The following is a 17,526-nucleotide window of genomic DNA, read 5'->3' on the forward strand; positions in this document are numbered from 1 at the left end:
GCCTTTACTCTTCATTTTGCTCAGCAACAAGGATTTCTCTCCAAGTGCTGTATCGCTTGTACACCCGTAATTTACTGTCCAAGATAGGTTTTGAGCATCTTGTTTTTGGTGTTGTTTCTTAATCTTCTTATGGCTTTCTCCTTTATCTGCCTTACCCTTTCGCGGGTTAAGCCATACTTGTCGCCAATCTCTTCGAGCGTCATTTCCATTTGGTTGATGCCGAAGAAGGCCTCGATAACATTGCGTTCGCGCTCGTTGAGGTACTGCAACGCATCTGCAATTTCGGCACGCAGCGACTCTTTCACCAGTTCGTTGTCAACCGTTGGCGTGTCGGTATTGGCTAGCAAGTCTAGCAAACTGTTGTCTTCGCCGTCCACAAAAGGTGCGTCCACCGAGATATGTCGGCCAGTAACCTTGATGGCATCTTCAATCTTGTCTTCGGGTAAGTCGGTTTTTTCGGCTATTTCGTTGATGCTTGGCCTACGTTCGTTCTCTTGTTCGAACTTGCTAAGTATCTTGTTGATTTTGTTTACCGACCCTACTTGGTTTAATGGCAAGCGAACAATGCGGCTTTGCTCGGCAATGGCCTGCAAGATGCTTTGCCTAATCCACCATACAGCATACGAAATGAACTTGAAACCGCGGGTTTCGTCGAATTTTTCGGCAGCCTTTATCAAGCCCACATTGCCCTCGTTGATGAGGTCTTGCAGGCTTAGCCCTTGGTTTTGGTACTGTTTGGCAACAGACACAACAAACCGCAAGTTGGCTTTGGTTAGTTTCTCCAAGGCTTTTCTGTCGCCTTTTTTGATGCGTTGTGCCAATTCAACTTCCTCTTCTACAGAAATTAGCTCCTCGTGGCCTATCTCTTGTAGGTATTTGTCCAGCGAGTCACTCTCCCTGTTCGTTATCGATTTCGTGATTTTCAGCTGTCTCATTAAGCGTCATTTTTATGCTTGAATGCAAATTTAACGACTTTAAGGCACATCCCCAAATGTTTTTGCTTTTTTTGTTTAATACGATACATCTTCGTTTGTGCTCCAACATGCTATTTGGGGGTCGTCATGACTTTTACTTAATTTCTCGATATCCATCTTCCCATTGTTTTGTATCGGAATAGTATGTCCTATTATAATCTATAGACATCATAAATGAAACAGTATAACTAGTATCATTTCTTATATCATAATAAAGTGCATTTGAATTCTCCTCTTCTAGAATACCTATTTCATTTAAATCTTTGGGTAAGCGGTGATTTTCCTTTCTAAAAAGCTCTATTTTTTCTACGATGTCCTCTCCCCTTTGGGTTAAGTCTTTCTCCCTTTTACTTGTTATAAAGAAGAATAAAAGCATCGCTAGTATAACTACACTAAGTATTATATATTTTATTATAGTCATGATTATGGATTTTTTCGTGAATACTGGCTAAGGAGGGGCTTGAGGTAAACAAGCAATCTGCCTATGGTTTTCTCATCTCTTGTCTGTTTTATCAGTCTAAATTGGCTGACCCTGACATTCAATTACATTGGACACAGTTCCTATCAACCGCTGTTTGAGGAAATTGCTCCACCTTTCTTGCAACAGCTTTTGCGCCTTTTGAACATTTTTGGCTATAACGCAGTTCAGCTTCTATATATTGTCTACGAGGCCATATTTATGTTGCGTTTACCTGATGCTGTTCCTTTTGGCCATGAGCAGCATACCTTGCTACCGCGCGCAATGGCGGTCGTAAGCGTACATGCTTTATATGGCTTGCCCATACACATCTTTACGGCATAAGTGTTTTTGTCTAGTTTTTGGTAGATATTTTAACATTATGAGTGCTCTTTTTGTCCGCAACCGCCCACCTTGTCGCAAATAATCGATTCTCGCGAGGTTTGGTATTGATGCAAGAAGGGGCTAACTGGTGAATGCGGAAAAATGAATTTTTATTTAAACAACCACCATTTGCACCAGTTTTGGGGGCTATTTGCAGCAAAATGCAGTGCGTTTTGCCGCTAAATACAGTGCAATATGCCGCTAAATGCAATGCGTTTTGGTGCAAAACGCGAGGCAAAATGCTGCTAAATGCAGTGCAAAATGCTGCTAAATGCTAGACGATAAGCATAAAAATGCACTGCTTTTGTATAAATATAGCCTCTTCGAACCATTAAAAACATGGCTGAATAGGGCGAAATAGTCGTTAAAAAGTAGGTTTTTGGGGGCTAAAGGCGGGTAATTGGACTTGAAAAATTACGAGATTGCAATCAAACTAGAAAGGCAAAATGGTGCAAAAAGTAGGTTTTTTCTTAAAAACGGACATATTGGAAGACGTGAAAGGCTAGAATTTGTGGCTATTTACCTGCTTTTTAACCAATATTCTCGCTAGAACGGAGCGAAATTTGGAAGGGTTTTGTAAAATAAAATATAAGAATTTAAGTTTTTGAGTTGGTGAGTTTTTGAGTTGGTGAGTTTTTGAGTTGATGAGTTTTTGAGTTGATGAGTTGATGGGTTTAAGTTTGTGTGTTGATAGGCTTGTGAGTTTGTGAGCTGATAAGCTTGTGAGTTTGGGTGTTTGTGAGCTGATAAGTTTGTGAGTTTGTGTTTTGATTCATTCGTGAGTAGCTGTTTTTTCGTGAGTTTATAAGCAAGTGAGTTGATTTATCCTGCACTTCGTATATGAAGGGGAATGTTTATTTTGTGTCGGCATCACAAAGATAACAATCTCCACACAATTTATAAACAAACTAAAAGTCATGGCAACATCGTTCTATACGTTTTTATAATAACGTGAAATGGAAGGAGTGCTAAGAAACAAAGAATTGGCTTATGAACAAACACTCCTTCGTCTGTTTTAAACCAGAAATCCCCTATATTCCCTCGTCTTACTGTTAAAAATGAAATGTTTTTGACATTTAACGAATGTGAATTTGTAAGTTAAAATAAATAATGTTACTTTTGCATCGTTTCTTAAAAAAGCACAAAGGTGAACAGTGCCTATGAGGCAACGCGCAAGGAAGAAGTTGACAAATCAATGCTTGCCTTAGGCGTGACAGGAGGTTTTATACTTCTCATTCGTCTGCCTAAACAAAACAAATAGCACCTTGCCGTCTTTAAGCATAAGCCCAAACATGCGTAATTTAATGTATCATTATCATATAACAAGCCAAAATAATTAATATTAAAATGAACAAACAGATGAAAAAGACATTGTTTATAGCACTTACAATGTTATCAACTGCTGCGCTTTCGAATGCAAACCCAATAACAAAAGGACAAGCTTTGAATATAGCATCGAAGTACATCAACAACCCAACATTATCGAAGAACACGCCTGTAACGCGCTCGGCACAAGCCAACGAGCGACCTGCATATTATATCTTCACGAGTTCGAGCGATAAAAAGTTCGTCATTATATCAGGAGAAAGCAAACTAAACGAATTGGTTGGCTATGGAGATAACATGTCGAAGAATAGCGACGAGCAACCACCATACTTCAAGAAGTTTCTAAAAGATTATGAAAGTGTGGTGAAAGCTGTACGCAATAGCAGTAAGCAAGCGCCAACGGCGCAGATGCCCATCAAGCGAAAGGTGGAACCATTGCTTACTTGTAAGTGGAGCCAATATTTTCCTTATAACAAATATACGCTTAAAGTTGATGGCAAAACAACACCAACGGGCTGTGTAGCAACTGCAACAGCACAAGTGATGTACCACCACAAATGGCCCAAAAACCGTCCTACGGGGTATGTTAAAAAAGAAGGCGACGAAGCTAGGAAGAGTCCTACTTATTGGTGGGGTGATATGAAAGACACCGCTAACAAGATGTTTTCAGAACGCTCCAGGCAAGCTGTTGGCGTGCTGATGCGCGACATTGGCAAAGCCGTTAACATGAGGTATTACCACAAGGGGAGCGACTCAAACTTGCAATATGCGTGCAATGCACTTCGAGATAAGTTTGATTATACGGTACGTTTCCTTGATAAAGACTTCTTGCCTGCTAACGAATTCCTCAAAGAAGTGATGCAAGAAATATCCAACGGCTATCCTGTTTTGGTTTGCGGAGGCCCACATGCCTATGTTTACGACGGCTATGATGAGCGTGGTTTTCTACATACCAACTGGGGGTGGGAAGGACTAAACGATGGTTATTTTGATATAAACACCGTTTATTTAAATGTTACGGGCTTTGCGCTTAGTGGCACGTTTTGGGATGACATGTCTGTTGTTTTTGCCCATCCCAATGATGGTAAGGCCGTTCCTTTTAAGGAAATAGAACGTGGATTGGATGCTCGCACCACCACTGCATTCACCATTAGCAAAACAGAAGCAACACGAACAGAGAAATTGAGCGCTTCAATTATAAAGTTAGGCTCATATAGTCCCGTTAAAGGAAAGCTGGGTGTGTTTACCGGTAAGGTTGCACTGGCACTTTATAACCACAAGAACGAACGGGTGAAAATATTTAACTCTGCCAGCGACAACCTAGTTTGGGCATCCATTTTCACCACTATGAGTTTTGATTTGACTAACATTAGCTTTGAAGGTTTACCCAATGGACACTATCGTTTGGTGCCCGTCTTCTCTGAAATGCTCGATGAACAGACTAAGAAAAACGGCGAGTGGAAACCCATTAACCACGCCAATGAGATGGAAGTTGAACTCACAACAAACGCTGTTCGCATCAACACCAACAACCCCCAGAATGTTGTTACCATTGAAAAGAGGCCAAGTGTGCTTGCTCCTTTCTATGAAGACTCGGGCAAGATGGGTGCTTTTAGTTTCACCATGTATAACCCTGGGCGAGAAGAAGTGCGTGGCGACTTGGTGATGACGCTTAAAAGCCTTGAAACCAATAAGGTCTATAATGCCTATTTGCTTACACCTAACGTTGTTGCACAGCGTCTTGGGCACACCTCTTTCACCATCAACATGCAGGCATTATACAATAATCCTGGCGATTTCGGCAAATTAAAGGTTGGTAAATACAGTGTAACCCTATCTATAAAGGTTAAGAAAAAGAATTCGGAATATATTGTTCCCATTACAATGAAAGAGTCTTTTGAAATAGAAGTGTTGCCCGATCCCCACCAAGGAACGATTGAATTTAATTTTGTAGACTTCTTAGTAGATGGTGCTAACGCCAATTATAGCACTTTCCAGCTGACCAAAATAAAGGAAATTGGCTTGCAAGTGCATGCCAGGGTGGCCGGATATCAAATCAGAGAAGGTTATCGTGGGCGCATTTATTATCGTTTGCTCGACCTGACAGAAAACAAATGGATTGATTTAGGTTATGCAAATAATGTTTATCTGCCTTGCGAAAAGCCAAACGATGCAAGCAAAACACGTGTTACTTTTAACGCATCGATGTTGAAACCCAACCATGCTTACGAAATACATCTTGAAATTGAACGAGGTGGAAAACGTGAAGACGTTTGGAACCCAAATGCTAAACGCAACGTGCTCTACACGGTTGACGATTTGAAAACTACTGCTATCGACTCGAACGAGAGCGACAACAAAGCGCCAAAGCACATCTTCAATATTGAAGGAGTGCGGCAAACACAGGCATGGGAAACCCTTCCAGCAGGTATCTACATTGTAGATGGCAAGAAGGTTATGAAGAAATAAGCATTAGCTTACCTCGTTTTTAAGCAGAAAAGAAATGATATTAAAAGGTTGTCTTTATATACACATAAAGGCAACCTTTTTGACGTAATTATATCTTTATGGGATATGGTTGCAAGGCAAAAGCAATGCAAGTGCGTGGTAAATTGCAATACAAGAGCATTGAGTTTGCAGAACGAAGGGAAATGAGTTAATGTGGTTTCAAAATCTATTTCTTGGCAACATTCATTTGTATTGCGAGTAACGTTCCTTCAAATATTTCTCAATCTCACCCTTTGTTAGCATACGCAGCTGCTGGGAAGTGCAAGACGTGTATCTAGGAGACACAAACAAAGGTTGTGCTGAGGTGCAACGCTTATGCTTATTGTTATGCAAATAATCGTTCAACTCCAACTCCGAGGGGAATATCTTGTACTCTTTTCTCCCCTTATCGTTCATTATTTCGTAGATTTGGCAAGACTTTTGCCACACCACTTCGGCTGCCCGAAGATACAAAATGGCTATATCAAGCGACTTAAAAGGGAACTTGGCACGAAACCTTCCCTTTGCATCTACGTCGGCACAGATACATCTGCCACAGCTGTTGCACACATATTGGCGATGATGACGCAAACAATCTTCGGGGTTAAGCAAAGGTGTTGCCCGATTGCTGTCGGCATAACATTCCTTACAACGACTCTGCACTGTGTCCATTTCTTTTCCGTTTACCATAATATTTCGGAGTTTTCATTCTACCATTTGCAGCAATCTACCGATTTCAGCGGCATGAGTTCGACAATAATACATGACAAAGGAGATGTAAGGAACAAACACCACGATGCCCCACGACAAGCCCTTTGCTGTGACTTTATAATCGCCAATGCTACAAAGAACGTATGCTGCCCACGCAATATTGAGGGTCATAGTGATGTGAGATAATTGTGCAAAGACGTTTGCACCACTCCAAGTGAAGGTAAAAAGCCCCATCGTTCCGAAATAATACATTGGTAAAAGGGCGAATGGAAGTAAGGCTGTATTGCCTTTCAACCAAAAGATTGTCACACAAACAAGGTAGACTAAACTTGTAGGCGAGCAGGCATTGAAAGCGAGCCACTGCACAAAACCAACTTTCAACGTGAATATAAAATAGCCCGAACCAAGTAGGGTGAGCAACAATAAGGCTGCAGCTAGGGCTACACCAACAGCATTTCTTGCTTTTGTTCTATCCATAAGGCAATTAACGTATGGGAATATACACTTCGGTTTTCAATTTCTCTGCGGAAGTTCGTTGACAGTTGTTCAGATATTTCTCGAACATAGGTTCGTCACGCAGTTCATATTCACTATTAACAAGCCAACGCATAGCCGAATCGTACACGGCAGCGAGGTTGTCGTAAGGGCCTTGATACGCAAACATGGCGTATTTTCCACCAGCAAGCGTCTTGCAACTAACTCCGTCTTGGGGTTTGGCAGGTTTGTGTATGGCTAGGCATACGTCGCTACGTTGTTGGTTGGATTCGGTAACTTTTGGGTCGTCGTACGAGATGCAAAGCGATTCGATTTCCTTAGTGAAAAGTTTCTGCGATTTCACTACGCCCCAGAGGCATTGGTAGGCATCATCGTAGTTTAGCGAACCATATTCGCCCATCAGCGAAACGTAGATAAGACTCTTATCTTCCAATGTTACTAGCTTTGGCGCTTTAAGTGCCAAGTTCTCATTGATAACTTCTCTCTTCATAATATATATGTTTTTATCCGTTCTGTATTGTGTGGGAGTGATGCCATATCGGCTTTTGAAGGCTTTTGAAAGCGAGGCAGGACTTTCGTAACCGATGTTGTAGGCAATTTCTTCTACCGCAAGCGATGAGTAACGCAACAGCTGGGCGGCTGTTTCTATCCGCAGGCGCGCGATAAAAGCGATGGGCGGTTCGCCTTTTATGGCTTTGAAGATACGGCAGAAGTGGAAGTCGGACAGATTGGCCACGCGCGCCAACGTCTTCACGTCTATTGTTTCGTCAAGATGTGTGGCAATGTAATGGCTCGCCTTATTGATACTTTGTATATAACTATTATGGGTGATGGTCTTCGTACGCACATGAGGTTTATTATGTTGGCAAAGTTACAACGCATTTCGCAAGTTCGCTTTTCCTACCTTGCTAATTTACACATTCGTTTTAAGGCATCTTCTAGGAAAGAAATAGAAGATCTCAACAAGTTCAACACTAATAACCCACACGTTTGCCACATCAACCACTGTACGGCTAACCCTGGAAGTAATAGCGATTCACGGTAGAATTTAAGAGAAACAAAGTGGATAAGGAAAAACGCGGTTATAATGTTAAGTAAGATTACAACAGCCACAAAAAACCTCCCGTCATTGTTTAGGGAAGGAACAATTCGTTAATCATCATTCAGATGTAATGTTGAGTTTCCGCGATCTGAAAGCCTGATTTTCTTAACGTGCGATTGGGGTTTATGCCCATATACCCCCCTACTCCATTCTGCTTTTCTACCCCTGCCGCTGCCTTATCCAGCGCGCAAAAAACGGGTCTTCAATTTCAAAAGCGTCTAGCTTAATTACATAACCGCTTTGCATCAGCCGCTTAACGCTGCTGTATACCGTACTCGTGGGAAGTCGGCGGTTACTTGCAAGCTGCACATTATTTACCAATCCCATCAATATGCTGCGGTCGGTTTTGTTGAAGTTGAGCCAAATGCGTTCAAAATCCAAGTCGTGTGTACGAACAAGCGTTGCAATGGCCTGCTCTACCACCTCTGTTGCATCAAGTTTTTTGTAAGTCAGAAAGTCCCAAACAAGTGCAGCCAACTGCTGCGTATAATACGGATGACAACGCGTAGTGCTTAAAATCTGCTCTACCACATCGGTTTTCATCGCACAATCGGCAGGCAATCGTTCAAGAACATAATGGCTAAAATTGTCGTGTGGTATTCTATCTAGGTGCATCAGTACGCCGAAACGATAGAAAGGCGAACGCTTTCGCTCGAAAATTTCAGTCATCATCGACTCCTGACTGCCCAAAAAGATGTAGTTAACATGTTGTTGTGTTTGGATAATGGCACGCAATCGTTTGTCGATACCCTTGTCTAGCCCCATCAGTTCTTGAAACTCGTCAAACACAACCACCATCGATTCGCCCTTTTCGCTCACCTTCTCAACCAATTGCAGTGCGTCTTCTATCAGCACCGTGGCATCGGTTGTGGCTTGAAAGGTTATGTCAATGGTTTCTCCCGTTGGTGTGGTGGATATAGTTGGCACAACCCGAAAGCTGCTCAGCAGATGTTTAAGCTTTTCCCACGGGTGCAGCTTAAATACTTCTTTCAATATCATTGCCGCTAAGCCCTCAACGCTAACCACCATTTGCAGATTGAGCGAAATACACGGCCGCGACACTTGCGTTACCGCTTTCTTCACCAAGCTAGACTTACCAAATCGCCTGGGACTGATAAGTATCAGGTGGTTATTGCTGTTCAGCAATTGCTTTATCCGTTGCAGTTCATCGTCTCTATCAGTGAAATACTCACCTTCAACAATGGTTCCAAACTTAAATGGGTTCTTCATTTGCGATAATTTTCGTTACGAACTTTTTCGCAAATATAAGCATAAGCCATCGAAACACCAAACAACTTACGCTTATTTGGCCGTATTGGGCATGATTTTAACATCCAGAAAACACTACGATACAACACATAGCCACCCAGTTTTGCGCAGCTAATAGCTATCAACAGCATCGCCTAAGCCCCCAAAAAGGTGTTGATTTGAGGTAGTAAGTTTGTGAGTTCTGCAGTGCCTTATCTCTTCCAACTCCCTACTTAGTGGTAAGTTCGCAAGCATTATGCCTGATAATGAATATGCAATAAAGCCAAGAAATCGGAGAATTGCAAGATAATAAGCTCAATTTAACCATTAATTATTTAGGCTGTTTGTTGGTGATGTATCTATTTATTGTTATTTTTGCATCGAAATTATGTTCAACCTCATTTGTTTTGGGGCAACACAATATTAAATTATAACAACAGATGAAAGTTTTAAAGTTTGGCGGAACATCAGTAGGTTCCGTAAAGAGTATTTTGTGCTTAAAGCGCATTGTGGAAACCGAGGCTAAGCGACAACCTGTGATTGTGGTTGTTAGTGCATTGGGAGGTATTACCGACAAACTTATCGCCACAGCGCAAATGGCCGTAGGTGGAAACGAGAAATGGAGAGGCGAGTTCGATGAAATGATGACACGTCACCACCAAATGATCGACACCATCATTAGCGACACCACGGCTCGCGAGCAACTTTTCAACACCGTTGATAACCTTTTCGAACAGTTGCGCAGCATTTATACGGGCGTTTTCCTTATTCGCGACCTTAGCGAGAAAACGCAAGACGCCATCGTGAGCTATGGCGAAAGACTTAGTTCGAATATCGTGGCAGCACTTATCCGAGGTTCTAAATGGTTCGACTCGCGCGAGTTTATCAAGACCCGACGCAAAAACGGAAAGCATGTGCTAGATAGCGAACTGACGAATAAGCTTGTTGTCGACACGTTTTCGCCCTTACCACGAATCTCTCTTGTGCCCGGATTCATATCGTTAGACCAAGATACGGGAGAAACAACCAACTTGGGGCGAGGTGGTTCGGACTATACTGCTGCCATACTTGCAGCTGCCCTAGATGCAGAAGTATTGGAAATTTGGACCGACGTGGACGGATTTATGACGGCCGACCCACGCATCATCAAGACCGCTTACACCATAAAGGAACTGAGTTACACCGAAGCGATGGAGCTTTGCAACTTTGGCGCGAAGGTTATCTATCCCCCTACCATCTATCCCGTATGCGTAAAGAACATACCCATACGAATTAAGAACACTTTTAACCCCAAAGCCGAGGGTACAACCATCAAACAGAAGGTTGAAAAAACAGATAAGCCCATACGAGGCATTTCGAGCATTAACGATACTGCACTCATCACGGTTGCAGGCCTCTCGATGGTTGGCGTTATCGGCGTTAACCGACGTATATTTACCGTATTGGCCGACAATGGTATCTCGGTATTCCTTGTTAGTCAGGCATCATCAGAAAACTCCACCTCTATCGGTGTGCGCGAAGAAGACCTTGCAGCAGCCGTAGAAGTGCTAAACAACGAGTTCGCGAAAGAAATAGAAATGGGCGCGATGTTCCCCATGAAGGCCGAAAGCGGACTGGCAACTGTCGCCATCGTGGGCGAAAACATGCGCAACACGCCAGGTGTTGCAGGCAAATTATTTGGTACGCTTGGGCGTTCGGGCATTAGTGTCATTGCTTGTGCACAAGGAGCAGCCGAAACAAACATATCGTTTGTGGTGTCGGCGGCCTTCTTGCGCAAGTCGCTTAACGTTATTCACGATTCTTTTTTCCTCTCCGAATACACCGAACTCAACCTCTTTATCTGTGGCATCGGCACGGTGGGCGGCAAGCTTATCGAGCAAATAAAGAGTCAAGCCGAAGAGTTGCGCATGCGTTCACGTCTTAAACTGCGCGTGGTTGGCATCGCTAGTTCTAAGCTGATGATGTTCGACCGCAACGGACTAGACCTAGACAACTACGCAGAACTGCTGAAAGACGCCGACAAATGCACGCCCGAAAGTCTGCGTAACGGGATATTGGAGATGAATATCTTTAACAGTGTTTTTGTGGATTGCACTGCTAGCAAAGACGTTGCCGACCTATATCAAACGCTTTTAGAACATAACGTAAGTATCGTTACGGCCAATAAGATTGCCGCATCTTCGAAATACGAGAAGTACGAAAGGCTAAAACAAACGGCGCTTACGCGAGGCGTTAAGTTTAAATACGAAACGAACGTGGGCGCAGGCCTTCCTATCATCGGTACCATCAACGATTTGAGAAACTCGGGCGACCATATCTTGAAGATTGAGGCCGTATTGAGCGGAACACTCAACTTTATCTTCAACGAACTTTCAGCTGCTGTGCCCTTCTCCGAAACAGTACGCCGCGCAAAGGCGCAGGGATATAGCGAACCCGACCCACGCATCGACCTTAGCGGCACGGATGTTGTGAGGAAACTCGTGATTCTAGCACGCGAGGCAGGCTATAAAGCAGAACAGGCCGATGTGGAGAAACGGCTTTTTGTACCCGATAGTTTCTTTAAAGGTTCGTTAGAAGAGTTTTGGGAGAACCTTCCCACGCTCGATTCCGACTTTGAACGGCAGAGTCAACAATTGGCAAAAGAGGAGAAACGGTGGCGATTTGTGGCCACAATGGACCACGGCAAAACCTCCGTTGGCCTGCAAGCCGTAGACAAGAACCACCCTTTTTATAACCTGGAAGGCTCGAACAACATCGTTTTGCTTACAACCGAACGCTATAAGCAATATCCCATGCAGATACAAGGCTATGGAGCTGGTGCCGATGTAACAGCTGCCGGTGTGTTTGCCAACATCATGAGCATTGCCAACATTTAACTTCATCTGTAATGAAACATCTCATCATACTAGGCGACGGCATGGCCGATCATCCCGTTGAACGGCTAGGCGGAAAGACGCTGTTGCAGTACGCAAACACGCCTTACATGGACTTATTAGCCCGACAAGGCCGAACAGGCATGCTGCAAACCATCCCCGAAGGTTTCGCTCCTGGCTCTGAAGTGGCCAATACAGCCATCTTAGGCTACGACCTAAGCAAGGTTTATGAGGGGCGAGGCCCATTAGAGGCCGCCTCTATTGGCTACGATATGCAGCCGTTAGACCTTGCCTTGCGCTGTAACATCCTTACTTTGGCAGACGGCTTGATAAGAAATCACCACGGCGGACACCTCAAAACCGAAGAAAGCGAACCACTCATCGAGGCTTTAAACAAGGCCTTGTCCTCGGATGTGGTTAAGTTCGCTATGGGCATTCAGTATCGTCACCTGCTTATTATAAAAGGCGGAAACAAGCATATAGAGTGCACCCCACCGCATGATCACCCCGATGAACCTTGGCAACCCTTGCTCGTTAAACCGCAAGAAGGCTGGGAAGATGTACGCGAAGTGGGCAGAATGACGGCCAGAGAAACGGCAACTTTGCTAAACGAACTGATAATAAAGTCGCAACAAGTGCTTTCAGCCCATCCCTTCAACAAGCAAAGAGCGGCCGAAGGAAAGCTCCAAGCCAACAGCATTTGGCCGTGGGGCGGCGGTTATCGCCCGGCAATGAAAACGCTTACCCAGCTATATCCCAATGTGCTGTCGGGGGCGGTAATCTCTGCGGTAGACCTTATACGCGGCATCGGCCATTATGCAGGCTTGCGTAACATCGTTGTTGAGGGCGCAACAGGACTTTACAACACCAACTACGAAGGAAAAGCCACAGCTGCTATTGAGGCTTTAAGGCACGACGACTTCCTTTACTTGCACATTGAGGCGAGCGACGAGGCAGGACATGACGGCGATTTAGAATTGAAACTCAAAACCATCGAGGCCTTAGACAGTCGTATTGTGGGGCCTATATATAATAAGGTGAAAAGTTGGAACGAGCCAATATGTATCGCCATACTACCCGATCACCCCACACCCGTGGAGGTTCGCACACATGTAGACGAGCCTGTGCCGTTCCTGATATGGCACGAAGGCATCGCACCAGATGCCGTTCAGGCCTTCGATGAACAGAGTTGCAAAAGCGGTAGCTATGGTTTGCTTAGGCCGAACCAATTTATGCAAACATTTATGGACATTCAATAGTTACGGTTCATCAGTTAGTGAGTTGTTAAGTTTAGGAGTTTTAAAAGTTCTTCGGCATTCAAACAGTTAGTTCAGGATTTATCCAGTTGCAAGCTGTAAGTTCAAGGCAATAAACCATAAAACGCCAAAGCTCAGCAATAAACTCCCCCACAAACTCAACAACTCACAAGCTGAATAACCCACAAACTCAATAACTCATAAACTTAAAACCAGAGATGAGATATTACAGTACGAATGGTAAAACGGAGATGGTAGACCTTCGCGAAGCGGTGGTTAAGGGCTTAGCCGCCGACAATGGCCTATTCATGCCCGAACGAATAGCAACCTTACCCACAACGTTTTACGGACAGATAGACAAGTTTTCCTTTCAAGATATAGCCTTCGCGGTGGCACAAGCCTTCTTCGGCGAAGACGTTGGGGCCGATGCCCTGCGAACAATTGTGAACGAAACACTGGCTTTCGATTGTCCTGTGGTGCCCGTTCAAGCCAATTGCTACGCCTTAGAGTTGTTTCATGGGCCAACTTTGGCCTTCAAGGATGTAGGAGCGCGTTTCATGGCCCGACTGCTAGGCCACTTTGTAGGTCAAGACCGCAAACAAGCAATCAACGTGCTGGTGGCAACAAGTGGCGACACGGGTTCGGCCGTGGCCAATGGTTTCTTGGGTGTCGAAGGGGTGAACGTGTACGTGCTATATCCCAAAGGAAAGGTAAGCGCCATACAGGAAAGTCAGTTTACTACGTTGGGACAAAACATCACAGCTATCGAAGTTGATGGCGTTTTCGACGATTGCCAGGCTTTGGTAAAGCAGGCTTTCATGGATAAAGAGTTGAACGAGCAGTTGCTCCTCACCTCGGCCAACTCCATAAATGTGGCTCGTTTTCTCCCCCAAGCGTTTTATTACTTCTACGCTTACGCGCAAATGAAAAAGCAAGGTCTGCAAAACGAACTGGTATTTTGCGTGCCAAGCGGCAACTTCGGCAACATCACTGCGGCCTTATTCGCCCATCGCATGGGCTTGCCCATCAAGCGTTTTATCGCCGCCAACAATGCAAACGATGTCTTCTACCAATATTTAGAAACGGGTAAATACCGGCCAAAGCCCAGTGTTCAGACCATCGCCAACGCCATGGACGTAGGAAATCCCAGCAATTTTGCCCGAATTTACGACCTGTATGACGGCAATCACCACACGATAAGCCAACTAATTGCAGGTTTCAGTTTCAATGACGATGAGATAAGAGCAACCATACGCGACTGTTTCCAGCAAACAGGCTATGTGCTCGACCCACATGGCGCATGCGGCTATAAGGCATTGCAGCTGTCGCTCAGCGAGAACGAGCATGGCGTTTTCTGCGAAACGGCGCATCCCGCCAAGTTCAAAGAAACGGTAGATGCTGTGCTGCCCACCCCAATAGACATCCCCGAAAGGCTGGCTCGCTTTATGCAAGGGCGCAAGCAGACCTATCGCATGAACAATTCGTTTGACAAGTTCAAGGATTTCCTTCTACAAAACGCGCCACGTTAAACTATGCGAACACTATTGCCCAATTCTAAACATGCCCATTACAAAACAAAACCCCTAATCAATAAATTAATGAAATCTTTCTATTTGGCACTGGCATTACTAGCCCTGCCCAGCCAACAAATGTTGGCCCAAAAGAACAAAGTGTACGGACAAGAATACATCGAGGCCATTGCCGACAACACGCGCCTCTATGTTAGCAAACGACCAGACGTAAAGGACAGGTTATTCCGTTCTGAGGTTATCGACAAGAAGATAGAAGAGGTAAAGAAGTTGCTTAAAGGCAACAGATACCTTGCTTGGATGTTCGAAAATTGTTTCCCTAACACCTTAGAAACAACGGTTCACTACCGAAAGCTTAATGGCGAAGACGATACTTTCGTCTACACGGGCGACATCCCTGCCATGTGGCTCCGCGATTCGGGTGCGCAAGTGTGGCCCTATGTACAGTTTGCCAACAAAGACCCCAAGCTTAAAGCCATGATTCGCGGCGTTATTCTTAGGCAATTGCGACAGATTAACATCGACCCCTACGCCAATGCTTTTAACGATGGGCCAACGGGCGAAGGCCATATCACCGACAAAACGGAGATGCAACCAGAGGTATTCGAACGTAAATACGAGATAGACTCGCTTTGTTATCCCATCCGTTTGGCTTACCACTATTGGCAAGTTACTGGCGATACGTCTGTATTTGGCACGCTTTGGCAAGAAGCCGTAAAGAAGATTTTGGCCACATTTAAAGAACAACAGCGCAAAGACGGACCGGGAAAATATCGCTTTGAACGCGAATCGACACGTCAAACCGAAACCTTGGGCGGCGACGGATATGGCTCGCCCGTAAAACCAGTGGGTCTTATCGCCTCTTGTTTCCGTCCATCCGACGATGCAACAACGATGCTTTTCCTCGTTCCTTCCAACTTCATGGCTGTGTCTGCAATGAACAAAGCCGCCGAAATTCTCGCGAAAGTAAACAAAAATCAGGAACTAAGTCAGTCGTGTAAAGAGCTTTCCAACGAGGTTGCAGCCGCTTTAAAGAAGTATGCCATAACCGAACACCCCAAGTATGGCAAGATATACGCCTTTGAAGTAGATGGATATGGCGGACAAGTGTTGATGGACGATGCCAATGTTCCTAGCCTTTTGGCCCTTGGTTACATGGGCGATGTGCCATTAAACGACCCCATTTACCAAAACACACGCCGCTTTGTTTGGAGCGAAGACAACCCCTGGTTCTTTAAAGGCCAGGCAGGCGAAGGCATCGGCGGCCCACATATCGGCGCAAACTACCCTTGGCCAATGAGCATTATGCTCAAAGCGTTCACCTCGCAGAACGATGAAGAGATAAAACAATGCATCAAGATGCTGATGGAAACGGATGGCAACACGGGCGTTATGCACGAATCGTTCAACAAAGACGATGACCACAAATACACCCGCGCATGGTTTGCATGGCCTAACACGCTGTTTGGCGAGCTGATTTTGAAACTCATCAACGACGGAAAAGTTGATTTGCTGAATAGCATTCAGGTGAAAAAGTAAATCGTTTAAGACAGGTTCTAAAATTAACTCCAATGGCTTTTGGCTTTATCTGTGCATGTTTCTCTTATTTCTTACATTGTGAACTATGCCACTGAAAGAACAAGAGAAAGATGCCAGATAAAGACAAAAAGACGGTGAAGGTGAACTTGAAAAAGGAGAAAAAGAAATAAGCGTGGAATATTTAAAATATGCCTTAAACCATTATCACCAATGCAATTCTCCATCATACAACACGAAAAGGCTCAGTTTGAAAAAGCTAGAATAAACCATTTTGTACACACCTAGCTCGCGTTAATGTGGCACGAATAAGAAAAATATCGTTTGAAATGCGTGTATTTGTGATTTTATTGTTACCTTTGCACCGCATTTGGAAGATTGGCAGAGTGATCGAATGCGCTGGACTCGAAATCCGGTATACCCCTTTCGGGTATCGGGGGTTTGAATCCCTCATCTTCCGCAAGTGTCTTAACTAAGCCAAAAGAGTTATTTCTCTTGGCAAAGACAAACAATAATCGCTGTAAGACTAACGTTTTACAGCGATTTTTGTTTCCTCTTTGCATCCACTCCTCTGCTTATAAACACACGAAAACCCAACAACTCCCGAATACAGCAACTCATCAACTTACAAACTCAAAAAGCCATAAACCTATAAACTCACATGCTCATCAACCTACATACTTCATCTGCTCATCAGCTCATCAACATACAAACTCACATCAACTCACAAAATCACCCAATCACCAACTTACAAACTCATATCAACCCTCAAACCCACAAACTCACCCAACAATCAACTCAATAATTCATCAACTCATCAACTCAAAAACTTAAATTCTTATCTTTTATTTTACAAAACCTTTCTATTTTTCACTCCGTTCTAGCGAAAATACAGGCTAAAAAGTTGCTAAAAAGCCGCTTTTTATAGTCTTTTACGCCTTTTCCTTTGTCTATTTCTGAGAACAAAAGCTGCATTTTGCACCATTTAGCCTTTCTAGATTGGTTGCCATCTCGTAATTTTTCAACCCCAATAACCTGCTTTTAGCACCTAAAAACCTACTTTTTAACGACTTTTTCGCCCTATTCAGCCACGTGTTTCATGGTCCGAAAGGGTTATATTTATACCTTTACCGTGTATGTTTATGGGC

12 protein-coding genes and 1 tRNA gene are annotated in these 17,526 nt (G+C 44.1%); 7 read left to right on the forward strand and 6 right to left on the reverse strand.

Annotated features, from left to right (window positions below; translation table 11 throughout):
- Window positions 1-71: 71 nt before the first annotated feature.
- Together BN93_RS08130 and BN93_RS08135 are read right to left on the reverse strand one after the other, a co-directional pair.
- Window positions 72-935 (reverse strand): sigma-70 family RNA polymerase sigma factor, encoded by an 864-nt coding sequence (locus BN93_RS08130; RefSeq protein ID WP_009229565.1) that lies wholly within the window; start codon window positions 933-935, stop codon window positions 72-74.
- A 133-nt stretch (window positions 936-1,068) separates the two neighbouring features.
- The gene (locus BN93_RS08135) at window positions 1,069-1,395 is read right to left on the reverse strand and encodes a hypothetical protein (RefSeq protein WP_019187848.1); all 327 of its coding nucleotides are present in this window, start codon (window positions 1,393-1,395) and stop codon (window positions 1,069-1,071) included.
- 63 nt (window positions 1,396-1,458) lie between these two features.
- Between BN93_RS08135 and BN93_RS08140 the strand changes: the two genes are divergently transcribed.
- Both BN93_RS08140 and BN93_RS08145 read left to right on the forward strand, forming a co-directional pair.
- Window positions 1,459-1,776, forward strand: coding sequence for a hypothetical protein (locus tag BN93_RS08140; RefSeq protein ID WP_019187849.1), 318 nt, complete (start codon window positions 1,459-1,461; stop codon window positions 1,774-1,776).
- 1,398 nt (window positions 1,777-3,174) lie between these two features.
- Window positions 3,175-5,610 carry a C10 family peptidase gene (locus BN93_RS08145; protein WP_044260272.1) on the forward strand — a complete coding sequence of 812 codons (2,436 nt, stop codon included), beginning with the start codon at window positions 3,175-3,177 and terminating at the stop codon, window positions 5,608-5,610.
- 222 nt (window positions 5,611-5,832) lie between these two features.
- Here BN93_RS08145 and BN93_RS08150 read toward each other — a convergent pair whose 3' ends face one another.
- From BN93_RS08150 to BN93_RS08170, 4 genes are all read right to left on the reverse strand, one after another.
- Window positions 5,833-6,318 carry a hypothetical protein gene (locus BN93_RS08150; protein WP_019187853.1) on the reverse strand — a complete coding sequence of 162 codons (486 nt, stop codon included), beginning with the start codon at window positions 6,316-6,318 and terminating at the stop codon, window positions 5,833-5,835.
- Window positions 6,319-6,333: 15 nt separating this feature from the next.
- Complete coding sequence (locus BN93_RS08155) at window positions 6,334-6,816, reverse strand: hypothetical protein (protein WP_019187854.1); 483 nt, start codon at window positions 6,814-6,816, stop codon at window positions 6,334-6,336.
- Between the two features lie 7 nt (window positions 6,817-6,823).
- Window positions 6,824-7,681, reverse strand: coding sequence for an AraC family transcriptional regulator (locus BN93_RS08160; protein WP_019187855.1), 858 nt, complete (start codon window positions 7,679-7,681; stop codon window positions 6,824-6,826).
- 414 nt (window positions 7,682-8,095) lie between these two features.
- Complete coding sequence (locus tag BN93_RS08170) at window positions 8,096-9,166, reverse strand: AAA family ATPase (protein ID WP_019187857.1); 1,071 nt, start codon at window positions 9,164-9,166, stop codon at window positions 8,096-8,098.
- A 458-nt stretch (window positions 9,167-9,624) separates the two neighbouring features.
- On the opposite strand from BN93_RS08170, the gene thrA reads away from it, so the two are divergent.
- The 5 genes from thrA (at window position 9,625) to BN93_RS08195 (ending at window position 16,838) form a co-directional block, all read left to right on the forward strand.
- Window positions 9,625-12,060 carry a bifunctional aspartate kinase/homoserine dehydrogenase I gene (gene thrA / locus BN93_RS08175; protein ID WP_019187858.1) on the forward strand — a complete coding sequence of 812 codons (2,436 nt, stop codon included), beginning with the start codon at window positions 9,625-9,627 and terminating at the stop codon, window positions 12,058-12,060.
- A gap of 11 nt (window positions 12,061-12,071) precedes the next feature.
- The gene (locus tag BN93_RS08180; RefSeq protein WP_019187859.1) at window positions 12,072-13,316 is read left to right on the forward strand and encodes a cofactor-independent phosphoglycerate mutase; all 1,245 of its coding nucleotides are present in this window, start codon (window positions 12,072-12,074) and stop codon (window positions 13,314-13,316) included.
- A gap of 215 nt (window positions 13,317-13,531) precedes the next feature.
- Entirely contained in the window at window positions 13,532-14,842 is a 1,311-nt protein-coding gene (gene thrC, locus BN93_RS08185) for a threonine synthase (RefSeq protein ID WP_044260210.1), read from the forward strand.
- A gap of 69 nt (window positions 14,843-14,911) precedes the next feature.
- On the forward strand, window positions 14,912-16,381 hold the full coding sequence (locus tag BN93_RS08190; protein WP_019187861.1) for a glycoside hydrolase family 125 protein: 1,470 nt from the start codon (window positions 14,912-14,914) through the stop codon (window positions 16,379-16,381).
- A gap of 369 nt (window positions 16,382-16,750) precedes the next feature.
- A tRNA-Ser gene (locus BN93_RS08195) sits at window positions 16,751-16,838 on the forward strand.
- Window positions 16,839-17,526: the final 688 nt, after the last annotated feature.

Source organism: Prevotella conceptionensis 9403948, assembly GCF_000312305.1.
In the GTDB taxonomy this organism is placed as follows: Bacteria; Bacteroidota; Bacteroidia; order Bacteroidales; family Bacteroidaceae; genus Prevotella; species Prevotella conceptionensis.

Excerpts from the sequence above, each read along its gene's own strand:
- BN93_RS08170 (WP_019187857.1), bottom strand. The coding sequence starts at position 9,166 with ATGAAGAACCCATTTAAGTTTGGAACCATTGTTGAAGGTGAGTATTTC.
- BN93_RS08145 (WP_044260272.1), top strand. The coding sequence starts at position 3,175 with ATGAAAAAGACATTGTTTATAGCACTTACAATGTTATCAACTGCTGCG.
- BN93_RS08135 (WP_019187848.1), bottom strand. The coding sequence starts at position 1,395 with ATGACTATAATAAAATATATAATACTTAGTGTAGTTATACTAGCGATG.
- thrA (WP_019187858.1), top strand. The coding sequence starts at position 9,625 with ATGAAAGTTTTAAAGTTTGGCGGAACATCAGTAGGTTCCGTAAAGAGT.
- BN93_RS08155 (WP_019187854.1), bottom strand. The coding sequence starts at position 6,816 with ATGGATAGAACAAAAGCAAGAAATGCTGTTGGTGTAGCCCTAGCTGCA.
- BN93_RS08180 (WP_019187859.1), top strand. The coding sequence starts at position 12,072 with ATGAAACATCTCATCATACTAGGCGACGGCATGGCCGATCATCCCGTT.
- thrC (WP_044260210.1), top strand. The coding sequence starts at position 13,532 with ATGAGATATTACAGTACGAATGGTAAAACGGAGATGGTAGACCTTCGC.
- BN93_RS08130 (WP_009229565.1), bottom strand. The coding sequence starts at position 935 with ATGAGACAGCTGAAAATCACGAAATCGATAACGAACAGGGAGAGTGAC.
- BN93_RS08150 (WP_019187853.1), bottom strand. The coding sequence starts at position 6,318 with ATGGTAAACGGAAAAGAAATGGACACAGTGCAGAGTCGTTGTAAGGAA.
- BN93_RS08190 (WP_019187861.1), top strand. The coding sequence starts at position 14,912 with ATGAAATCTTTCTATTTGGCACTGGCATTACTAGCCCTGCCCAGCCAA.
- BN93_RS08140 (WP_019187849.1), top strand. The coding sequence starts at position 1,459 with ATGGTTTTCTCATCTCTTGTCTGTTTTATCAGTCTAAATTGGCTGACC.